The 16,476-nt window shown below is 69.3% G+C and carries 17 protein-coding genes; 4 read left to right on the top strand and 13 right to left on the bottom strand.

Annotation, left to right across the window (positions count from 1 at the left end; all coding sequences use genetic code 11):
- Positions 1-28: 28 nt before the first annotated feature.
- The 8 genes from MRBLWH7_RS04390 to pdxS form a co-directional block, all read right to left on the bottom strand.
- A complete protein-coding gene (locus MRBLWH7_RS04390) occupies positions 29-490 on the bottom strand; it encodes a preprotein translocase subunit YajC (protein ID WP_341999514.1) in 462 nt (153 codons plus the stop codon).
- A gap of 84 nt (positions 491-574) precedes the next feature.
- Positions 575-1,600 carry a Holliday junction branch migration DNA helicase RuvB gene (gene ruvB / locus MRBLWH7_RS04385; RefSeq protein ID WP_341999512.1) on the bottom strand — a complete coding sequence of 342 codons (1,026 nt, stop codon included), beginning with the start codon at positions 1,598-1,600 and terminating at the stop codon, positions 575-577.
- On the bottom strand, positions 1,593-2,219 hold the full coding sequence (gene ruvA, locus MRBLWH7_RS04380) for a Holliday junction branch migration protein RuvA (RefSeq protein ID WP_341999510.1): 627 nt from the start codon (positions 2,217-2,219) through the stop codon (positions 1,593-1,595). Before ruvA ends, ruvB begins: the two co-directional genes overlap by 8 nt.
- A 62-nt stretch (positions 2,220-2,281) precedes the next feature.
- Entirely contained in the window at positions 2,282-2,854 is a 573-nt protein-coding gene (gene ruvC, locus MRBLWH7_RS04375) for a crossover junction endodeoxyribonuclease RuvC (RefSeq protein ID WP_341999507.1), read from the bottom strand.
- Positions 2,855-2,932: 78 nt separating this feature from the next.
- Positions 2,933-3,694 carry a YebC/PmpR family DNA-binding transcriptional regulator gene (locus tag MRBLWH7_RS04370; RefSeq protein ID WP_045302545.1) on the bottom strand — a complete coding sequence of 254 codons (762 nt, stop codon included), beginning with the start codon at positions 3,692-3,694 and terminating at the stop codon, positions 2,933-2,935.
- 73 nt (positions 3,695-3,767) lie between these two features.
- Complete coding sequence (locus MRBLWH7_RS04365) at positions 3,768-4,289, bottom strand: hypothetical protein (protein ID WP_341999504.1); 522 nt, start codon at positions 4,287-4,289, stop codon at positions 3,768-3,770.
- A 36-nt stretch (positions 4,290-4,325) separates the two neighbouring features.
- The gene (gene pdxT, locus MRBLWH7_RS04360) at positions 4,326-4,928 is read right to left on the bottom strand and encodes a pyridoxal 5'-phosphate synthase glutaminase subunit PdxT (RefSeq protein ID WP_342001913.1); all 603 of its coding nucleotides are present in this window, start codon (positions 4,926-4,928) and stop codon (positions 4,326-4,328) included.
- Positions 4,922-5,812, bottom strand: coding sequence for a pyridoxal 5'-phosphate synthase lyase subunit PdxS (gene pdxS / locus MRBLWH7_RS04355; RefSeq protein ID WP_341999502.1), 891 nt, complete (start codon positions 5,810-5,812; stop codon positions 4,922-4,924). Before pdxS ends, pdxT begins: the two co-directional genes overlap by 7 nt.
- 130 nt (positions 5,813-5,942) lie before the next feature.
- On the opposite strand from pdxS, the gene MRBLWH7_RS04350 reads away from it, so the two are divergent.
- Both MRBLWH7_RS04350 and pdxY read left to right on the top strand, forming a co-directional pair.
- Positions 5,943-7,301 (top strand): aminotransferase class I/II-fold pyridoxal phosphate-dependent enzyme, encoded by a 1,359-nt coding sequence (locus MRBLWH7_RS04350; protein WP_341999500.1) that lies wholly within the window; start codon positions 5,943-5,945, stop codon positions 7,299-7,301.
- A complete protein-coding gene (gene pdxY / locus MRBLWH7_RS04345; protein WP_341999498.1) occupies positions 7,298-8,149 on the top strand; it encodes a pyridoxal kinase PdxY in 852 nt (283 codons plus the stop codon). The genes MRBLWH7_RS04350 and pdxY overlap by 4 nt, the downstream gene beginning before the upstream one ends.
- Before the next feature lie 46 nt (positions 8,150-8,195).
- Here pdxY and MRBLWH7_RS04340 read toward each other — a convergent pair whose 3' ends face one another.
- Complete coding sequence (locus MRBLWH7_RS04340; protein ID WP_342001911.1) at positions 8,196-8,756, bottom strand: HIT domain-containing protein; 561 nt, start codon at positions 8,754-8,756, stop codon at positions 8,196-8,198.
- Positions 8,757-8,842: 86 nt separating this feature from the next.
- The gene (gene thrS, locus MRBLWH7_RS04335) at positions 8,843-10,837 is read right to left on the bottom strand and encodes a threonine--tRNA ligase (RefSeq protein WP_341999495.1); all 1,995 of its coding nucleotides are present in this window, start codon (positions 10,835-10,837) and stop codon (positions 8,843-8,845) included.
- Positions 10,838-11,144: 307 nt separating this feature from the next.
- On the opposite strand from thrS, the gene MRBLWH7_RS04330 reads away from it, so the two are divergent.
- A complete protein-coding gene (locus MRBLWH7_RS04330) occupies positions 11,145-12,227 on the top strand; it encodes an alpha/beta fold hydrolase (RefSeq protein ID WP_341999493.1) in 1,083 nt (360 codons plus the stop codon).
- A gap of 21 nt (positions 12,228-12,248) precedes the next feature.
- Complete coding sequence (locus MRBLWH7_RS04325) at positions 12,249-13,709, top strand: hypothetical protein (protein WP_341999491.1); 1,461 nt, start codon at positions 12,249-12,251, stop codon at positions 13,707-13,709.
- 49 nt (positions 13,710-13,758) lie between these two features.
- On the opposite strand, the gene MRBLWH7_RS04320 is transcribed toward MRBLWH7_RS04325, so the two are convergent.
- Genes MRBLWH7_RS04320 through MRBLWH7_RS04310 form a run of 3 tightly spaced genes read right to left on the bottom strand, consistent with a single transcriptional unit; the run spans position 13,759 to position 16,467 of the window.
- Complete coding sequence (locus MRBLWH7_RS04320; protein WP_341999489.1) at positions 13,759-14,652, bottom strand: hypothetical protein; 894 nt, start codon at positions 14,650-14,652, stop codon at positions 13,759-13,761.
- A gap of 1 nt (position 14,653) precedes the next feature.
- Entirely contained in the window at positions 14,654-15,997 is a 1,344-nt protein-coding gene (locus tag MRBLWH7_RS04315) for a cytochrome P450 (RefSeq protein ID WP_341999487.1), read from the bottom strand.
- A gap of 2 nt (positions 15,998-15,999) precedes the next feature.
- Complete coding sequence (locus tag MRBLWH7_RS04310; RefSeq protein ID WP_341999485.1) at positions 16,000-16,467, bottom strand: nuclear transport factor 2 family protein; 468 nt, start codon at positions 16,465-16,467, stop codon at positions 16,000-16,002.
- Positions 16,468-16,476: the final 9 nt, after the last annotated feature.

Below are 16,476 nucleotides of genomic sequence, written 5' to 3'. Positions count from 1 at the left end.
GAGAGCCCGAACGGGCGAACGGAGGGCGTCAGCCCTGCGACTTGGTGCCGGCCTCGGTGTCAGGGTCGGTCTTGTCCTTGCCCGCAGCGGTGCCCTGGTCGTCGCTGATCGAGGTGATGTCGCCGTTCGCGACGCCCTCGGCGTATTCGGCGTGGCTCTCTTCGGCGGCGAGGTACTCGTCCTCGGTGACCGCGTGCTCGCCCGGGTTGACGACGCGCAGGATGGCCTGGCTGTGGACCTTGATCTCGACGCCGGGCGCGAGCTCCACGATGGCGGGCTGGTCGAGGTTGTCAGCGTCGTAGGAGACGATCGTGCCGTAGAGACCGCCCTGAAGGAGAACCTCCGAGCCGGGCACCGTCTGACGCGCCTTCTGCTCCTGCTCCGCCTTCTGCTTCTGCATACGGCGGCGGGAGCTCCAGAACATGAAGACGAGGAGCACGACCAGCAGGATGATGAGGCCGTAGTTGCTCAGGAAGGTAGCGAAGTCCATGGAGCGGGAAGCACCTTTCGGGTGAGGCACGCGCCGAAGGGCGGCGCTGCCTTGCAGGAGGGGGTGGGTGTAAACCTCCAGCGATTATAGGACATCGAATCCCAGCACCGAGTCGGCCACAGGCACCCCCAGGTGGGCGTAGGCCTCGGGCATCGCGATGCGCCCGCGCGGCGTGCGCCCCATGAAGCCGATGCGGACGAGGTACGGCTCGACCACCGACTCGATCGTGTCGGGCTCCTCGCCGACCGCCACGGCGAGCGTGCTGAGACCCACCGGTCCTCCGCGGAACCGCCTCACCAGCATGTCGAGCACGGCCCGGTCGAGCCGGTCGAGCCCGATCCGGTCGACGTCGTAGAGGTCGAGTGCGGCGTCGACCGCCGCGATGTCCGCGCCGGTGCGGCCGTGGACGACGAGGTAGTCCCGCACGCGCCGCAGCAGGCGGTTCGCGATGCGGGGCGTGCCCCGCGAGCGGCGCGCGATCTCGGCGCGCGCCGCGGGGGGCAGCGAGACGCCGAGCATCACTGCGGACCGCTCGATGACCCGCTCGAGCTCTTCGGGCTCGTAATACTCGAGGTGGGCGGTGAAGCCGAAGCGGTCGCGCAGCGGGTTGGGCAGAAGGCCCGACCGCGTCGTCGCGCCGACGAGGGTGAATGGCGACAGGTCGAGCGGGATGCTCGTCGCGCCGGCGCCCTTGCCGACCATGATGTCGATGCGGAAGTCCTCCATCGCGAGATAGAGCATCTCCTCCGCGGAGCGCGCCATACGGTGCACCTCGTCGATGAAGAGCACTTCGCCAGGCGTGAGGCTCGACAGCAGCGCGGCGAGGTCGCCCGCGTGCTGGATCGCAGGGCCGCTGGACAGCCGAAGCGGGCGTCCGCTCTCGTAGGCGACGATCATCGCGAGCGTCGTCTTGCCGAGGCCCGGGGGCCCCGAGAGAAGGATGTGGTCGGCGGGGCGCTGCTGGATGCGCGCCGCGTCGAGCAGCAGCTGCATCTGACCGCGCACCTTCTGCTGCCCGACGAACTCGGCGAGCGACGTGGGGCGCAGCGCGCCCTCGATCGCGAGCTCGGTCTCGTCGACGGGCTCTTCCGCTTCGCGCACGTCACCCACTCACGGTCTCCTTCCGGGCGGGGCCGAGGGTGGCGAGCGTGAGGCGCAGGAGCGCCGGCACCGACGATCGGTCGGATTCGGCGGCGTCGGCGGCGACGTTCTCGACGGCTTCGACCGCCACGCGCTCGGACCAGCCGAGGCCGACGAGGGCCTGCACGACCTGTGCCGGAATCGCAGCGGAGGTGGCGGCATCCGTTCCCGCCGGACCGGTGGGGCGCGTCACCGCGATCTTGCCCGCGAGCTGCACCACGATGAGCTTCGCCGTCTTGGGGCCGATGCCGGAGACCCGGCGGAAGGGGGCGTCGTCGTCGCCGGACACCGCATCGGCGATCTGCGGGACGGTCAGCGTCGCGAGTACGCCGAGCGCGGACTTGGGGCCGACGCCGGTGACGCCGAGCAGCTGGCCGAAGACGGCGAGCTCCTCGCGCGACTCGAAGCCGAACAGCGAGAACGCGTCTTCGCGGACGATGAGCGACGTGTGGAGGGTCACCGTGTCGCCCAGGTGAGTGGTGCGCGCGACCTGCGGCGTCACGGCGACGTGGAGGCCGACTCCCCCGACCTCGACGACGATCGCATCCGTATCGACGTGCACAGCCGTGCCGCGGACTGAGGAGATCATGCGTCGAGCCTACGGGGCGGTTCGGACGTTTGTTCGAGCGACACGCACGGCGCCGCATGGGATCAGCGTCGGGCGAGCCGCTCTGCGTCGGCCCACGCGCGCTGCGCAGGGGTGAGCGGGCCGGACGCCGCGGACTGCGCCGGAGCACCGCGCCACGCGTGGCAGAGGGCCAGGGCGAGGGCATCCGCGGCATCGGCAGGCTTCGGGAGCTCCTCCAGCCTCAGGACGCGGGCCACCATGGTCTGGACCTGCCGCTTGTCGGCGTTGCCGTACCCCGTGATCGCGGCCTTCACCTCGGACGGGGTGTGTGTGGCGGCGGTGATGCCCCGCTCGCCCGCCACGAGCAGCGCGATGCCGCTGGCCTGCGCGGTGCCCATCACCGTCGCGCGGTTGTGCTGCGCGAAGACCCGCTCCACGGCGACGACGTCGGGATCATGCGCGTCGAGCACGGCGCGAAGACCTCGCGCGATCACCGCGAGTCGTTCCTCGATCGGGGCGCCGGGCTCGGACCGCACCACTCCGACGTGCACGAGGGCTGCCGAGCGGTCGGGCGCCACGTCGACGACCCCGACACCGCAGCGCGTCAGGCCCGGATCGATTCCGAGCACGCGCAGTCGACCGCGGGAGGTTGCCACTCCCCCACGCTAGGCGAGGAAGACGGATGCTGCGGCCAGGCGCGCCTGGCCGCAGCATCCGTCCTCGTCTCGGTGAGGTCAGTCCTCGTCGTTCTCGAGCTCGGCCTGAACCTCGGCGGTGAGGTCGAAGTTGCTGTAGACGTTCTGGACGTCGTCGCTGTCCTCGAGGGCGTCGATGAGGCGGAAGACCTTGCGGGCGGTGTCGGCGTCGACCTCGACCTTGAGGTTGGGGACGAACTCGACGTCGGCCGACTCGTACTCGATGCCGGCGTCCTGCAGAGCGGAGCGAACGGTCACGAGGTCGGTGGCCTCGGTGATGACCTCGAAGCCCTGCGCGTGCGGCTCGACCTCTTCGGCGCCGGCCTCGAGCACGGCGAGCATCACGTCGTCTTCGCTGGTGCCCTCGCCGCCGACGACGATGACGCCCTTGCGGGTGAAGTTGTACGCGACGCTGCCCGGATCGGCGAGCGTGCCGCCGTTGCGGGTGAGCGCGGTGCGCACCTCGGCGGCGGCGCGGTTCTTGTTGTCGGTCAGACACTCGATCATGAGGGCCACGCCGTTCGGGCCGTACCCCTCGTACATGATCGACGAGTACTCGACGGACTCGCCGCCGATGCCGGCGCCGCGCTTGATCGCGCGGTCGATGTTGTCCTTCGGGACCGACGTCTTCTTCGCCTTGAGCACGGCGTCGAACAGGGTCGGGTTGCCCTGCAGGTCGGGGCCGCCGAGCTTGGCCGCGACCTCGATGTTCTTGATGAGCTTCGCCCACGACTTGGCACGGCGGCTGTCGATGACGGCCTTCTTGTGCTTGGTCGTGGCCCACTTGGAATGCCCGGACATGGTCCTCCTGAATTCGCGCTCGTCGGGTTCGGGCGTGTGAACGCCTCGCCCGACGGACTAGTTTATCCCCGCGCTACAGCGCGAACTCGAAGCCGAACCGCGACGACAGCAGCGCCACGAGGTCGCGCGGGACCTTCGTGAGGTACGCGGGGGCCGGTGCGAGCGTCTCGGCCGACCCGATGAAGGGGAAGTAGACGGGTCCGTCGGTGAGCCCCTCCACACGGTCGCGCACCGTGACGATCTCGCTGCCGACTCGGCGTAGGCTCGGCAGAGTGATCGGCGAGGCGAGACGCAGGGTGTCACTGATCGGCATGCGCCAGTGCGGCAGGTCGTCGCCACGGCGCTCGCGGGTCTCCTCCCCCAGCGGCCCGAGCACGCGGCCCCACGCGGCGATGCCGGGCACGGGCAGGGTGCGGTCCCAGACGAACAGCGTGTCGCCGGGCTCGGTGAACCCGACGAGCTCGTGGGACCATTCGAACCGGCGTTCGTCCTGGGCCTTGGGTGCCGAGAGGGCGTCGCCGACGACGCCGCGCGACGGGGCGATCATCCAGTAGCGCTCCTCGGGGTGCTCGCGCCACCAGTCGTTGATCGTCATGATTCAGAATCTACCCCGACGCGTCGTGCCCGCCCGTCACCGGAACCGCTCGCGGACCATGTCGAGGAACAGCGCGTGGAAGCGGTGCTCGCCCGTGACCTCGGGATGGAAAGAGGTACCCAGGAGCGAGCCCTGCCGGACGGCGACCACGCGCCCGTCCTCGAGGCTCGCGAGGCGTTCGACGCCGTCGCCTGCCTCCTCGACGAGGGGTGCGCGGATGAACACGGCGTGCACGGGCGGCCCGCCGAGCGCCGCGACGTCGAGGTCGACCTCGAACGAGTCCACCTGGCTTCCGAACGCGTTGCGGCGCACCGTGACATCGAGCCCGCCGAAGGTCTGCTGACCCTCGATGCCGTCGGTGATGCGGTCGGCGAGGAGGATGAGCCCGGCGCACGTCCCGTACATCGGCATGCCCGCGGCGATCGCCTCGCGGACGGGCTCGCGCATGCCGAAGGCACGAGAGAGCTTGTCGATGACGCTGGACTCGCCACCGGGAAGCACGAGCCCGTCCACGCCCGCGAGCTCCTCGGGACGGCGGACTTTGAGCGCCTCGGCGCCGAGGTCCGTGAGCACGCGCACGTGCTCACGGACGTCTCCCTGCAGTGCCAGGACGCCGACGCGCGGCGGTGTGGTCACCAGCCGCGCTCGGCGAGGCGGTGCGGCGCGGGCAGGTCGGCGACGTTGATGCCGACCATGGCCTCGCCGAGGCCGCGCGACACGTCCGCGATCACCTTGGGGTCGTCGTAGAACGTCGTGGCCTTCACGATGGCGGCCGCGCGCTGGGCGGGGTTGCCGGACTTGAAGATGCCCGAGCCGACGAACACGCCGTCGGCGCCCATCTGCATCATCATCGCGGCGTCCGCGGGTGTGGCGACGCCGCCCGCGACAAAGAGGACGACAGGCAGCTTGCCGGTCTCGGCGATCTCGGCGACGAGGTCGTACGGCGCCTGCAGCTCTTTCGCAGCGACGTACAGCTCGTCCTTCGTCATCGAGCGCAGCACGTTGATCTCGCTCGTGATCTTGCGGATGTGCTTCGTGGCCTCCGAGACATCGCCGGTGCCCGCCTCGCCCTTCGAGCGGATCATCGCCGCGCCCTCGTTGATGCGGCGGAGCGCCTCGCCCAGGTTCGTGGCGCCGCACACGAACGGCACGGTGAAGTTCCACTTGTCGATGTGGTTCACGTAGTCGGCGGGTGAGAGCACCTCGGACTCGTCGATGTAGTCGACCCCGAGCTCCTGCAGCACCTGCGCCTCGACGAAGTGGCCGATGCGCGCCTTCGCCATGACCGGGATCGAGACGGCCTCGATGATGCCGTCGATCATGTCGGGGTCGCTCATGCGCGAGACGCCGCCCTGGGCGCGGATGTCGGCGGGCACGCGCTCGAGGGCCATGACGGCGACTGCGCCGGCATCCTCGGCGATCTTCGCCTGGTCGGGCGTGACGACGTCCATGATGACGCCGCCCTTGAGCATCTCGGCGAGTCCGCGCTTGACGCGGTCGGTTCCCGTGTCGGCAGTGGTCACGAGCTTTCCCTTCGATATCGGAGCGCCCAGGCGCAACGGGTGAGGACAATGCGGGTATTGGCCTAGGCCAAAAGATAGCATGGGCGTGGCCTTGCACTCGGCGGGGCAGGACGTCATCCGAAGGGCGGGCATGAATCTCGACATCAGCGGCCGATCCGCATCCGAGATCGCCGACAGCCTGCGCGCCCGCGTCGAACGCGGCGAGCTGCATCCCGGCGACACCCTGCCGCCCGTGCGCTCCCTCGCGGACGAGCTCGGCGTGAACCGCAACACCGTGGTGGCGGCGTATCGCCAGCTCACCCAGGCGGGGGTGATCGTCACACGTGGCCGCGGCGGCACGCGCGTGGCCGACCTCTCCTCCCCCGTCGCCCAGGAGGGCTTCGCCGCGGGCAGCGTGCTGCGCGATGTCGGCACCGGCAATCCCGACCCCGAGCTGATCCCCGATCTGTCCGGCGCGCTCGCGGCGATGGCCGGCCGGCCCGTCCTGTACGGCGAACCGGTCATCGATCCGGGGCTCGAGCGCTGGGCGCTCGAGTGGATGCGCGACGGGCTCGCCGCGGCCGCGGACATGCACCTCACCGTCACCAGCGGCGCCGCGGACGCCGTCGAGCGACTGCTCGCCCAGGCGCTCACGCGTGACGACGCCGTCGCGCTCGAGGACCCGTGCTTCCTCACGAGCATCCACACCGTGCGGATCGGCGGCTACCGCCCCGTCGCCGTGCCCGTCGACGACGAGGGGATGACCGTCGAGGGCCTGCGCGCCGCGCTCGAGCAGGGCGTCCGCGCAGTCGTCCACACGCCGCGCGCCCAGAACCCGACCGGAGCCAGCCTCTCCGCGCGCCGCGCCGGGGAGCTGCGCGATGTGCTCCGCGAGCACCCCTACGTGCTCGTGATCGAGGACGACCACTTCTCCCTCCTCTCGCGGCAGCCGTTCCACTCCCTCGTCGCGGCCGGCCATCGCCGCTGGGCGCTCGTGAGGTCGGTGTCGAAGTTCCTCGGACCCGACATGTGCCTCGCGGTGACGGCATCCGATCCCGAGACCGCGGAACGGCTCGCCATGCGCCTCACCCCCGGCACGACGTGGGTGAGCCACCTGCTGCAGCGACTCACCCACGCATTGGTGACGGATGCTGCGACCATGGCCGCGATCGAGCGCGCCGGCGCGCACTACGCGGCGCGCAACGCCGCGTTCGTCGAGCGGCTCGCGAACGAGGGTGTGCCGGCGGACGCGGGCGATGGGCTGAACCTGTGGATCCCGCTCCCCGTGCCTGCGCGGGCGGTGTCGGAGCAGCTCATGCGGCGGGGGTGGCTCGCGCGCGCGGGCGACGACTTCGTGCTCGGCGGCGGCGAGCCTTCTCGCCGCCTCCGACTCACGGTTCACGACCTCGACGACGCCGACGCCGAACGGCTCGCGGTCGATGTGGCCGCGGCCGTGCGCGCGGCGGGGTGGACGGCTCGTCACGCGCGAAGTGGCATGATCGAGCGGTGAAGATCCTCTCGATCCAGTCCGCGGTCGCCTACGGCCACGTCGGCAACTCCGCCGCGGTCTTCCCGCTGCAGCGCATCGGCGTCGAGGTCATGCCGGTGTACACCGTGAACTTCTCGAACCACACCGGGTATGGCGCATGGCGCGGCCCGATGATCAGTCCCGACGACGTGCGCGACGTCGTCGCCGGCATCGAGGACCGCGGCGTCTTCCCGCAGATCGACGTCGTCCTGTCGGGATACCAGGGCGGTGACGGCATCGCCGACGTCATTCTCGACACCGTCGTGCGGGTCAAGCAGGCCAACCCGGCCGCGATCTACGCGTGCGACCCGGTGATGGGCAACGCGAAATCCGGCTGCTTCGTGGCTCCCGCGATCCCGGTGCTGCTGCGCGACCGCGTGGTGCCGGCCGCCGACATCATCACCCCGAACCAGTTCGAGCTGGGCTTCCTCACCGAGACCGAGCCGTCGGACCTCGACTCGACCCTCGCCTCCGCGGACGCCGCGCGTGCGATGGGCCCGAGCACGGTCCTGGTGACGAGCGTCGAGCGCCCGGATCGCGCCGAGGGCACGATCGAGATGCTCGCGGTCACCGACGACGGCGCGTGGATCGTGCAGACGCCGCACATCCCGATGAAGGCCAACGGGTCGGGCGATGTCACGGCGGCGCTGTTCACGGCGCACTACCACCGGACCACCGACGCGGCCGACGCCCTCGCCCGCACCACCTCCAGCGTCTTCGACCTGCTCGAGCGCACCCACGCCTCGGGCGAGCGCGAGCTGCAGCTCGTCGAATCGCAGGACGCCTACGCGAACCCGCGCCTGCAGTTCGAGGTCACGCAGGTCCGCTGATAGCGGGAGCGGAACGGATGCCGCAGCGCGCAGCATCCGTCTCCCCTCAGGTCGACGCGTTCCAGGCGTCGGACACCGCACGGCGCACGTCGCCGAGCAGCTGAGGCAGCGCCTTCGTCTTCGCGATGATCGGGAAGAAGTTCGCGTCGGAGCCCCACCGCGGCACGATGTGCTGGTGCAGGTGCTCGTCGACGCCGGCGCCGGCCACGTGCCCCTGGTTCATGCCGATGTTGAATCCGTCGCAGCGCGAGACCTGACGGAGCACCCGCATGCCCTGCTGCGTCAGCAGGCCGATCTCGGCGACCTCTTCCTCGGTCGCCTCGTCGTACGTCGCGATGTGACGGTAAGGGCACACCAGAAGGTGCCCGGAGTTGTACGGGAAGAGGTTCAGCAGCGCGTACGCCGTGCGCCCGCGGAACACGATGAGGCCGTCCTCGTCGGACCTGCGCGGCGCCGCGCAGAACGGGCACTCCTTGCGCAGCACCTCGGGTCCGGCCTGGATGTAAGCCATCCGGTGCGGCGTCCAGAGGCGCTGGAATTCATCAGGGACCCCCGGAAGCGTCGCGGCGTCGACGAGCGCCGGGTCCGCGGCATCCGTTCCCGGCACCGCCGACCCGACCTCGTCGTCACTCACGCGCCCTTCGACAGGCTCAGGGACCGTGACTTCGCGACTCCCCGCAAGCGGGTCGTCGTTCACGCGAAGTCCTCCGCGGTGTTGACCAGCGCGTGGGAAGCGATCGCCTCTCGGACGCGGCGGACGGCGTCGGCGATCGGCACGCCGTTCTCCTGCGAGCCGTCGCGGAAGCGGAACGACACGGTGCCACCTGCCTGGTCCTGGGCGCCCGCGATGAGCTGGAGCGGGACCTTCTGGGTGGTGTGCGTGCGGATCTTCTTCTGCATGCGATCGTCGGAGTGATCGAGCTCGGCCCGCACGCCCTCGGCCTTCAGCTGGTCGATGACCTCGCCGAGGTAGTCCGCGAAGTCCTCGGCGACGGGAATGCCGACCACCTGGACGGGCGACAGCCACACCGGGAACGCGCCAGCGTAGTGTTCGAGCAGGATCGCGAAGAACCGCTCGATCGAGCCGAACAGCGCGCGATGGATCATGATCGGCCGCTTCTTCTGACCGTCGCGGTCCGTGTACTCCAGCTCGAAGCGCTCGGGGAGGTTCGGGTCGACCTGCACCGTGGACAGCTGCCAGGTGCGGCCGATAGCGTCGCGGGTCTTGAGGTCGATCTTCGGACCGTAGAACGCGGCCTCGCCCGGGACCTCGGTCAGCTTCAGCCCGCTCGCGACGGCGACGTTGCGCAGGGCGTTGGTGGAGTACTCCCAGAACTCGTCCGAGCCGATCCACTTGCCCTTCTCGTCGTCGCGCATCGACAGCTCGAGCTCGAACTCGTCGAGGCCGAAGTCGCGCAGCATCGAGATGACGAACTCGAGGACGCGGGTTGCCTCCTCCTCCAGCTGCTCGGGGGTGACGAACAGGTGCGAGTCGTCCTGGGTGAAGCCGCGCACACGGGTGAGGCCGTGCAGGGCGCCCGAGAGCTCGTTGCGGTACACCGTGCCGTTCTCGGCGAGGCGCATCGGCAGGTCGCGGTAGCTGCGGGCGCGCTCCTTGTAGATGAGGATGTGCATCGGGCAGTTCATCGGCTTCAGGTAGTAGTCCTGGCCGTGTTTGGTGATCTCGCCGTGCTCGTCGCGCTCCTCGTCCATCACGATGGGCGGGAACATGCCCTCCTTGTACGTGACGAGGTGGTTCGAGGTGAGGAACAGGTCCTCCTTCGAGATGTGCGGCGTATACACATAGGTGTAGCCGCCCGCGATGTGGCGGCGACGCGCGTGCTGCTCCATCTCGCCGCGGACGACGCCGCCGCGCGGGTGCCACACCGACAGGCCCGAGCCGATCTCGTCGGGGAACGAGAAGAGATCGAGGTCCTTGCCGAGCTTGCGGTGATCGCGCTTGGCGGCTTCCTCGAGGCGGGTCTGGTAGGCGCGCAGCTCGTCCTTGGTGGGCCACGCGGTGCCGTAGATGCGCTGCAGCTGCGGGTTCTTCTCGCTGCCGCGCCAGTATGCGCCGGCGATGCGCTGCAGCGCCCAGCCGTTGCCGATCATGCGTGTGTTCGGCAGGTGCGGCCCGCGGCAGAGGTCCTTCCAGACGGTCTGGCCGTCACGGTCGACGTTGTCGTAGATCGTGAGCTCGCCGGCGCCGACCTCGACGGACGCACCCTCGGTCTTCTCGGCTCCGCCGCCCTTCAGCCCGATGAGCTCGAGCTTGAACGGCTCGTCGACGAGCTCCACGCGCGCCTCTTCGTCGCTCACGACGCGGCGGACGAAGCGCTGGCCCTCGCGGATGATGCGCGCCATCTCCTTGTCGATGGCCTTGAGGTCCTCGGGGGTGAAGGGGTGCTCGACGCCGAAGTCGTAGTAGAAGCCGTCGGTGATGGGCGGGCCGATGCCGAGGTTGGCCTGCGGGTTGATGCGCTGGACGGCCTGGGCGAGGACGTGCGCCGTGGAGTGGCGCAGGATGGCGAGGCCATCGGGGCTGTCGATGGTGACGGGCTCCACGGCATCCGTCTCGTCCACCACCGTCGCGAGGTCTTTGAGCTCGCCGTTCACGCGGAGCGCGACCACGGAGCGGTCGGGGAACAGGGCGAAGCCGTCGGCGGGGTAGGACACAGCGTCAGTCACGGAAACTCTCCTGGGAATGGCTCGGATTCAAGGCTACTCAGCTTCGGGCGCACGCCGCGCCCCGCCCGCTCAGGCACCGAGCGTTCGCGTGTCGGTCTGCACTGCCGCTGCAGCGGTCGACCAGACGAGTTCCACGCGACGAGTCTAGCCAGTGGTTCTCGGGCGGCGGGTATCACGGGCACCCCACGAGGCTCCTGAACTTCGTGACGAGAGCGCTTGCCGGGCAATATGCTGACTCCGTCGTCGCCCGTGGGCCGGTCCCGCCTCGCCGCGACGATCTCCGTACGGCTGACGCTGGGGGGTCGAGATGAGCGAGCACGAAGCCGCATCGACGGCGACGGAAGCCTCGGACGAACGCGTTCGACGCCCGCTGCGCTGCGGCGAGCCCACGATCCACGAGTTCGACACCGTCGACGGGGTCATGCTGCGCCTCACGCGGTTCGAGGGCGGAAGCAAAGGCCCCGTCATCCTCACGCCCGGGTTCGGCACGTCGGCATTCGCGTACACGATCGACACCACCGACACGAACTTCCCCGAGTACCTCTACGAGCACGGCTACGACGTGTGGGTGCTCGACTACCGCGCGAGCCCGGCGCTGCCGTCGGGCGGAACGCAGTTCACACTCGACGACATCGCCGAGTACGACTATCCGGCCGCGGTCGCCGAGGTGCGCGCGGTGTCGGGAGCGGAGTCGGTGCAGATCGTGGCGCACTGCGTCGGATCGCTGACGATGCTGATGGCGCTGGGGCTCGGCCTCGAGGGCGTGCGGTCCGCCGTCGCCTCGCAGGTGACCCTCCACCCTCGCGGCGGCACCCTCAACGAGCTGCGCGCCGGAATCTACGCGGGGAACATCCTGCAGGCGCTGGGCTTCGACACGCTCACCACCGAGTTCGACGACGACCCCTCGTGGGGCGAGACGCTGTACGACAAGGCGCTCGCGATCTACCCCTCCGGCGACGAGCCGTGCGACCGCCCGTTCTGCCGGCGCGTGATGTTCATGTACGGCGAGGTGTACGACCACGCGCAGCTGAACGAGGCGACGCACGACCACCTCGAGGAGGCGTTCGGCGTCGCCAACATGACGACGCTGCGCCACATCACGAGAATCCTCCGCGAGGACCACGCCGTGAGCGCCGACGGCGAGCACGACTATCTCGACGACGTGTCGGGGCTCCGCCTGCCGATCGCGTTCCTCCACGGTGCCGACAACCGTCTGTTCGTGCCCGAGGGAAGCCAGATCACCTACGACGTGCTGCGCGAGCGCAACGGCGACGAGTTCTACACGCGGGACGTCATCCCCGGGTACGCCCACATGGACTGCTTCATCGGGAAGGACGCCGCCCGCGACGTCTATCCCGTGATCACCCGCCGGCTCGACCGGAACAACTGACACGAGAACGAGGAGAGCGCCATGACATCGATCGACCCGTCCCCGGCCGCCGAGGCCACGGCTTCAGCGACCCACCCGGCACTGGCCGATCTCGCGGCGTATCCGTTCCTGTCCGCGCTCACCGAACGGCGCACGAGGCGCATCCCGCGGGGCTTCTCGGTGAACGCCGGCCCGCTCAGCCACGAGAGCCACAACGCCCCGGCGCCGTTGAGCAAGCTCGAGGAGGCGATCCTCATCACATGCGTGACGGGGATCACCGGCATCACGACCCACGACGGCCCGCTCGTCGAGAACAACGGGCTCGACGAGTTGGGCACGCCGTTCCTCAACATCATGGCCCGCACCGGCAGCAGCGCCGACAACGCGCAGGCCACGCACTTCTTCATGATCAACGACGACGGCATCTTCCTGCTCCGCGCCCCCCGCGGCGAGCGCGCGCTCGAACTCCTCAAGGATCTGCCGCCGAAGTGGGGCGACTGGAGCGAAGCCGACTGGATCGGCGCGGCCGATGAGTGCCTGGTGCGCGTATCGGACCGCCGGCTCGACTTCCCGCGGGAGTGGCCCTACTACCTCGGCTGGAACAACCAGGCGTCCAACGCTCCGGGGACGACGGTCTTCTTCCCGGTCGTCGACTGCACGTGGCAGTACATCAACGCGATCATCATCCTGCTCACCGAGCCCGGAGGCATGCGGCCGCTCTTCCTCGACGACTGGCGCAGCTTCCACCCGAAGAACACGGTCGAGTGGATCGCCAAGATCGGCAGCAGCCTGGGGATCGGGCCGAAGATCCCCTACCACCCGATCGGCGGGCTCGACCGGGTGCGCAGCGGCTACCTCAACAAGGACAGCCAGGCGCCGCTCGGCTTCGGCGGAGCGCTGCGCACCGACTACGAGTCCTTCTTCTACTTTCAGAACCTCATGCTCCTCGGCCAGTCGATGGGGCTCGGCGGCTGGATCCACGGGTCGGTGTTCCCTCCTTACATCTGGCAGCAGGACGAAGCCAAGGGATGGCATGGGCTCGGCTTCCGGCTTCAGGAGCCGAAGAAGCACCGCACGTGGCCGCCCGTGCCGGCGTCCCAGCCGAACCCGGTCGGGATCGACGGCATCCTCGAGGGCCTCACTCCCCCGTACGTCTCGTCGATGGATGAAGCCGTCGACCGCGTGGTCGAGTCGAAGTACAGCGCCACCGGACCGGCGTACGGCAACGAGAAGGTCTTCTCGAGCCCGTACCGCAACTCGGACGACGCACGCGCCTTCCTCGAGAAGGGGACGAGATTCGGCCCCGAAGAGATCGCGTACACCAAGGAGATCTGCAACTACATCTGGGATACCTACGGCCGGTTCCCCGCGCACGTGGACGCGTTCTACACGCCCGGCATGTGGCTGCAGTTCTCGCACCTCGAGATGGAGTACTACGACCGCTTCTTCGACCCGCGACAGTACACGCGTCAGGCGGCCCACGACTCGCTCTGGCACCCCTGATCGGGTGGGGCGGCCGCGAGGGGATGCTGCGGCGGCCGCTCACCGCACCTCAGAGGTGCGCCGTGAAGAAGGCGGCGACGTCGTCCGCCTCCTTGCTCACGTACTGATAGCCCTCGTAGCGACCCGTCGACGGATACCGCAGGACGCCGAGCGAGCGCGGCGTGACCGAGGAGAACCCCTCCACGATGCCCATCTCGCCCCACGGGTCACCCGTCCCCTGTACGTACTGCACGACGGTGTCACCCAGCTCCCGTGCCGGAATCGCCGGGTCGTGGCGGCTCGGCAGCGGCGCCCGCAGGAACACGTAGACGAGGTCGGTGCTCGCCGCCGCGGCTGGTCCGAGTGGGCCCAGCACATCGCGCGCGAAGTTGCGGTTGAAGACCGGCAGCCGGGTGGGCTGCACCGCGAGCAGTGCCTTGACCGGCGGGCCGCCGGGGATCGCGTACATGACGGTGTTCGCGCCGGCGGAGGTGCCGAGCGCGCCGATGCGGTCGGGGTCGACGTCGTGGCGGCCCCGCAGATAGTGGACGGCTCCGTTGAAGTCGCGCGCCTCCCAGCGGCCCATGGTGAGTGGCGGGCGCTTGCCGCTCTCGCCGTGGTTCGACAGGTCGAAGAGCAGCACGTGGATGCCGGCGTCGTGCAGCGCCTTCGTCGCGGGGAGGAAGTCGACGTCCCGGTCGACGAAGGGCACACGGCCCGCCGCGTTCCCGGTGCGGTTCCAGAGCCAGCCGTGCACGAAGACGACGGCCGGCCCCGCCGGAGCGCCCGAGGGGACGAACCAGCCCCTCAGGTCGATGCCGTCGGTCGCCGTGAACGAGACGTCCTCGGCGTCGAGGCCGAGGTCGGCGGGTGTTCGCGTGATCGGCTGGCGGTCCCCCCACACCATGAGCTGTGTCAGGTGCGTGAGCTTGCGGAGCCCGCGCTCCCGCGTCACGTCGGCCATGTCAGCCCGCGACGGAAACGTGCTGGCGGAACTCCACCCGCAGTCCGCTTGCGGGCAGCGGGAACAGCTCGTTCGTGAGCGTGAGGTCCTGCTCGGGGATGGACCACTCGGCGCGGCGCAGGAGGAGGGTCAGGTACATCTTGACCGCGACCGTCACGATGTTCTCGCCCGGACACCGGTGGTGCGTGCTCTGGCCGTCGCCGTGCGGCACGTAGCTTCCCGGGGGCAGCGCGGCCTCGGCATTCGCCTCGAAGCGCTCGGGGTCGAACCGGTCGGGATCGGGGAAGACGTCGGGGTTGCGCATGTTGATGTGGATGCCGCCCATCGCGCCCCATCCCTTCGGGATGCGGAAGCCTCCGACCTCCATGTCGGACTGCACCCGGCCGAAGAAGGTCGCCGAGTTCATGGCGAAGTACCGGCGTACCTCCTTCGAGATCTGCTCGAGGTACTCCATGCGCTCGATCTGCTCCATGGTGATCGGGCCGTCCGGTGAGACGGCGAGCACCTCCGCGCGGGCGCGCTCCATGATGTCGGGGTGCTGGCCCACGATCATCGTGGTCAGCGTGAGCGGCACGAAGTAGCCGCCCTGCCCCGCGAAGATCAGGTGACGGATGTCGCCGCGGAGCGCCTCGACCGGCACGTCGGCGTCGTTCGCGGCGACGATCATGCGAGAGACGACGTCGTCGTAACCGCCCTGCTGGTGCTTCGCGAGCGCGTCGCCGATGATCTCGTCCATGCGCCGCCGACCTGCGATCGCCTTGCCGTACTTCGTGCCAGGGATCGGCACCGGCAGCGTCATGAACGCATCGCGCATGTTGGCGAGGTGGTGGTCGAGCTCTGCCGCGTGCTCCTCGCTGCGGTCGCCGGTGTACAGCGCCCCGGTGAGCCGTGCCGCGAACCGCTGCAGGTCGGCGCGCAGGTCGTGGCCGGTGCCGCTCTGCAGCCACGGATCGATCGTGCGCTCGAGCAGTTCCTGCATCGTGGGCAGGTACGACGCGATCGCGGACCGATAGCCGACCGCGCGCAGCATGACGGCCTTGCGTGCGTGGTGCTCGACGCCGTCGATTAGCGCGAGCGAGTTCATGAAGATCTGCTCGGCCGAGATCGGGTCCGCGTCGCCGCGCACGATCCGCTCGTCCATCGCGAAGGTGTGGAACGCCTCGTGCCCGGAGAAGATCACGAAGCTGTTGCCGAAGAGTCGCGTTTTGAAGATCGGTCCGTACTTCTCGGTGCGGTCCTGGTAGAACCGGTGGTTGTTGCGCAGGATCGACAGGGTCTCGCCCAGCCAGGGCAGCCCGAACCGTCCGGGGGGCAGGGGCTTCTGGGTAGCCTTCGGCTTCGCCATCGTCAGGTCGCTTTCTTCTTCGGCAGAAGCTTCATCGTCCATCCGAACCACCGGGAGGAGCGGAACACCCAGTTGATCATCTGCTGGTTCCACTCGTGGAGCCAGTACTCCTTGATCAGGTGGTTCTCGTCGAGGATGAAGATGCCGGTGGCGCGCCCGTGGAGGGTCTTGAACGGCATCCGGATCTCGTACTTCAGGATGACGGTGGTGAACGTCTCGCCCGCGGTGATGTCGAGCACCTCGCCGACGAACATGCCGTCCTTGATGAACTGCGTGAGCCGGGTGTACAGCCCCACGATGTCGTCGGTCGTCCGGTAGTCGCCCGACATGTGGTTCTGACCCGGATAGTGGATGACAGCGTCGGGCGCGAGCAGACGGCGGAAGGCCGGCATGTCGGCGGCCATCAGCACGTCCCAGTAGGTGCGGATCAGGGTGAACCGCGCCTCGCGGTCCGCCTCGGTGACGGTCATGACGCTTCC

This window comes from Microbacterium sp. LWH7-1.2, assembly GCF_038397755.1.
Taxonomy (GTDB): Bacteria; Actinomycetota; Actinomycetes; order Actinomycetales; family Microbacteriaceae; genus Microbacterium.
This window is presented reverse-complemented; position numbering and strand designations above follow the sequence as displayed.

Bases quoted from the DNA above. Each gene is read 5' to 3' on its own strand.
- MRBLWH7_RS04390 (WP_341999514.1), bottom strand. From the start codon at position 490: ATGGACTTCGCTACCTTCCTGAGCAACTACGGCCTCATCATCCTGCTG.
- ruvA (WP_341999510.1), bottom strand. From the start codon at position 2,219: ATGATCTCCTCAGTCCGCGGCACGGCTGTGCACGTCGATACGGATGCG.
- MRBLWH7_RS04370 (WP_045302545.1), bottom strand. From the start codon at position 3,694: ATGTCCGGGCATTCCAAGTGGGCCACGACCAAGCACAAGAAGGCCGTC.
- MRBLWH7_RS04365 (WP_341999504.1), bottom strand. From the start codon at position 4,289: ATGACGATCAACGACTGGTGGCGCGAGCACCCCGAGGAGCGCTACTGG.
- MRBLWH7_RS04350 (WP_341999500.1), top strand. From the start codon at position 5,943: ATGAATCTCGACATCAGCGGCCGATCCGCATCCGAGATCGCCGACAGC.
- MRBLWH7_RS04330 (WP_341999493.1), top strand. From the start codon at position 11,145: ATGAGCGAGCACGAAGCCGCATCGACGGCGACGGAAGCCTCGGACGAA.
- MRBLWH7_RS04325 (WP_341999491.1), top strand. From the start codon at position 12,249: ATGACATCGATCGACCCGTCCCCGGCCGCCGAGGCCACGGCTTCAGCG.
- MRBLWH7_RS04320 (WP_341999489.1), bottom strand. From the start codon at position 14,652: ATGGCCGACGTGACGCGGGAGCGCGGGCTCCGCAAGCTCACGCACCTG.
- MRBLWH7_RS04315 (WP_341999487.1), bottom strand. From the start codon at position 15,997: ATGGCGAAGCCGAAGGCTACCCAGAAGCCCCTGCCCCCCGGACGGTTC.
- MRBLWH7_RS04310 (WP_341999485.1), bottom strand. From the start codon at position 16,467: ATGACCGTCACCGAGGCGGACCGCGAGGCGCGGTTCACCCTGATCCGC.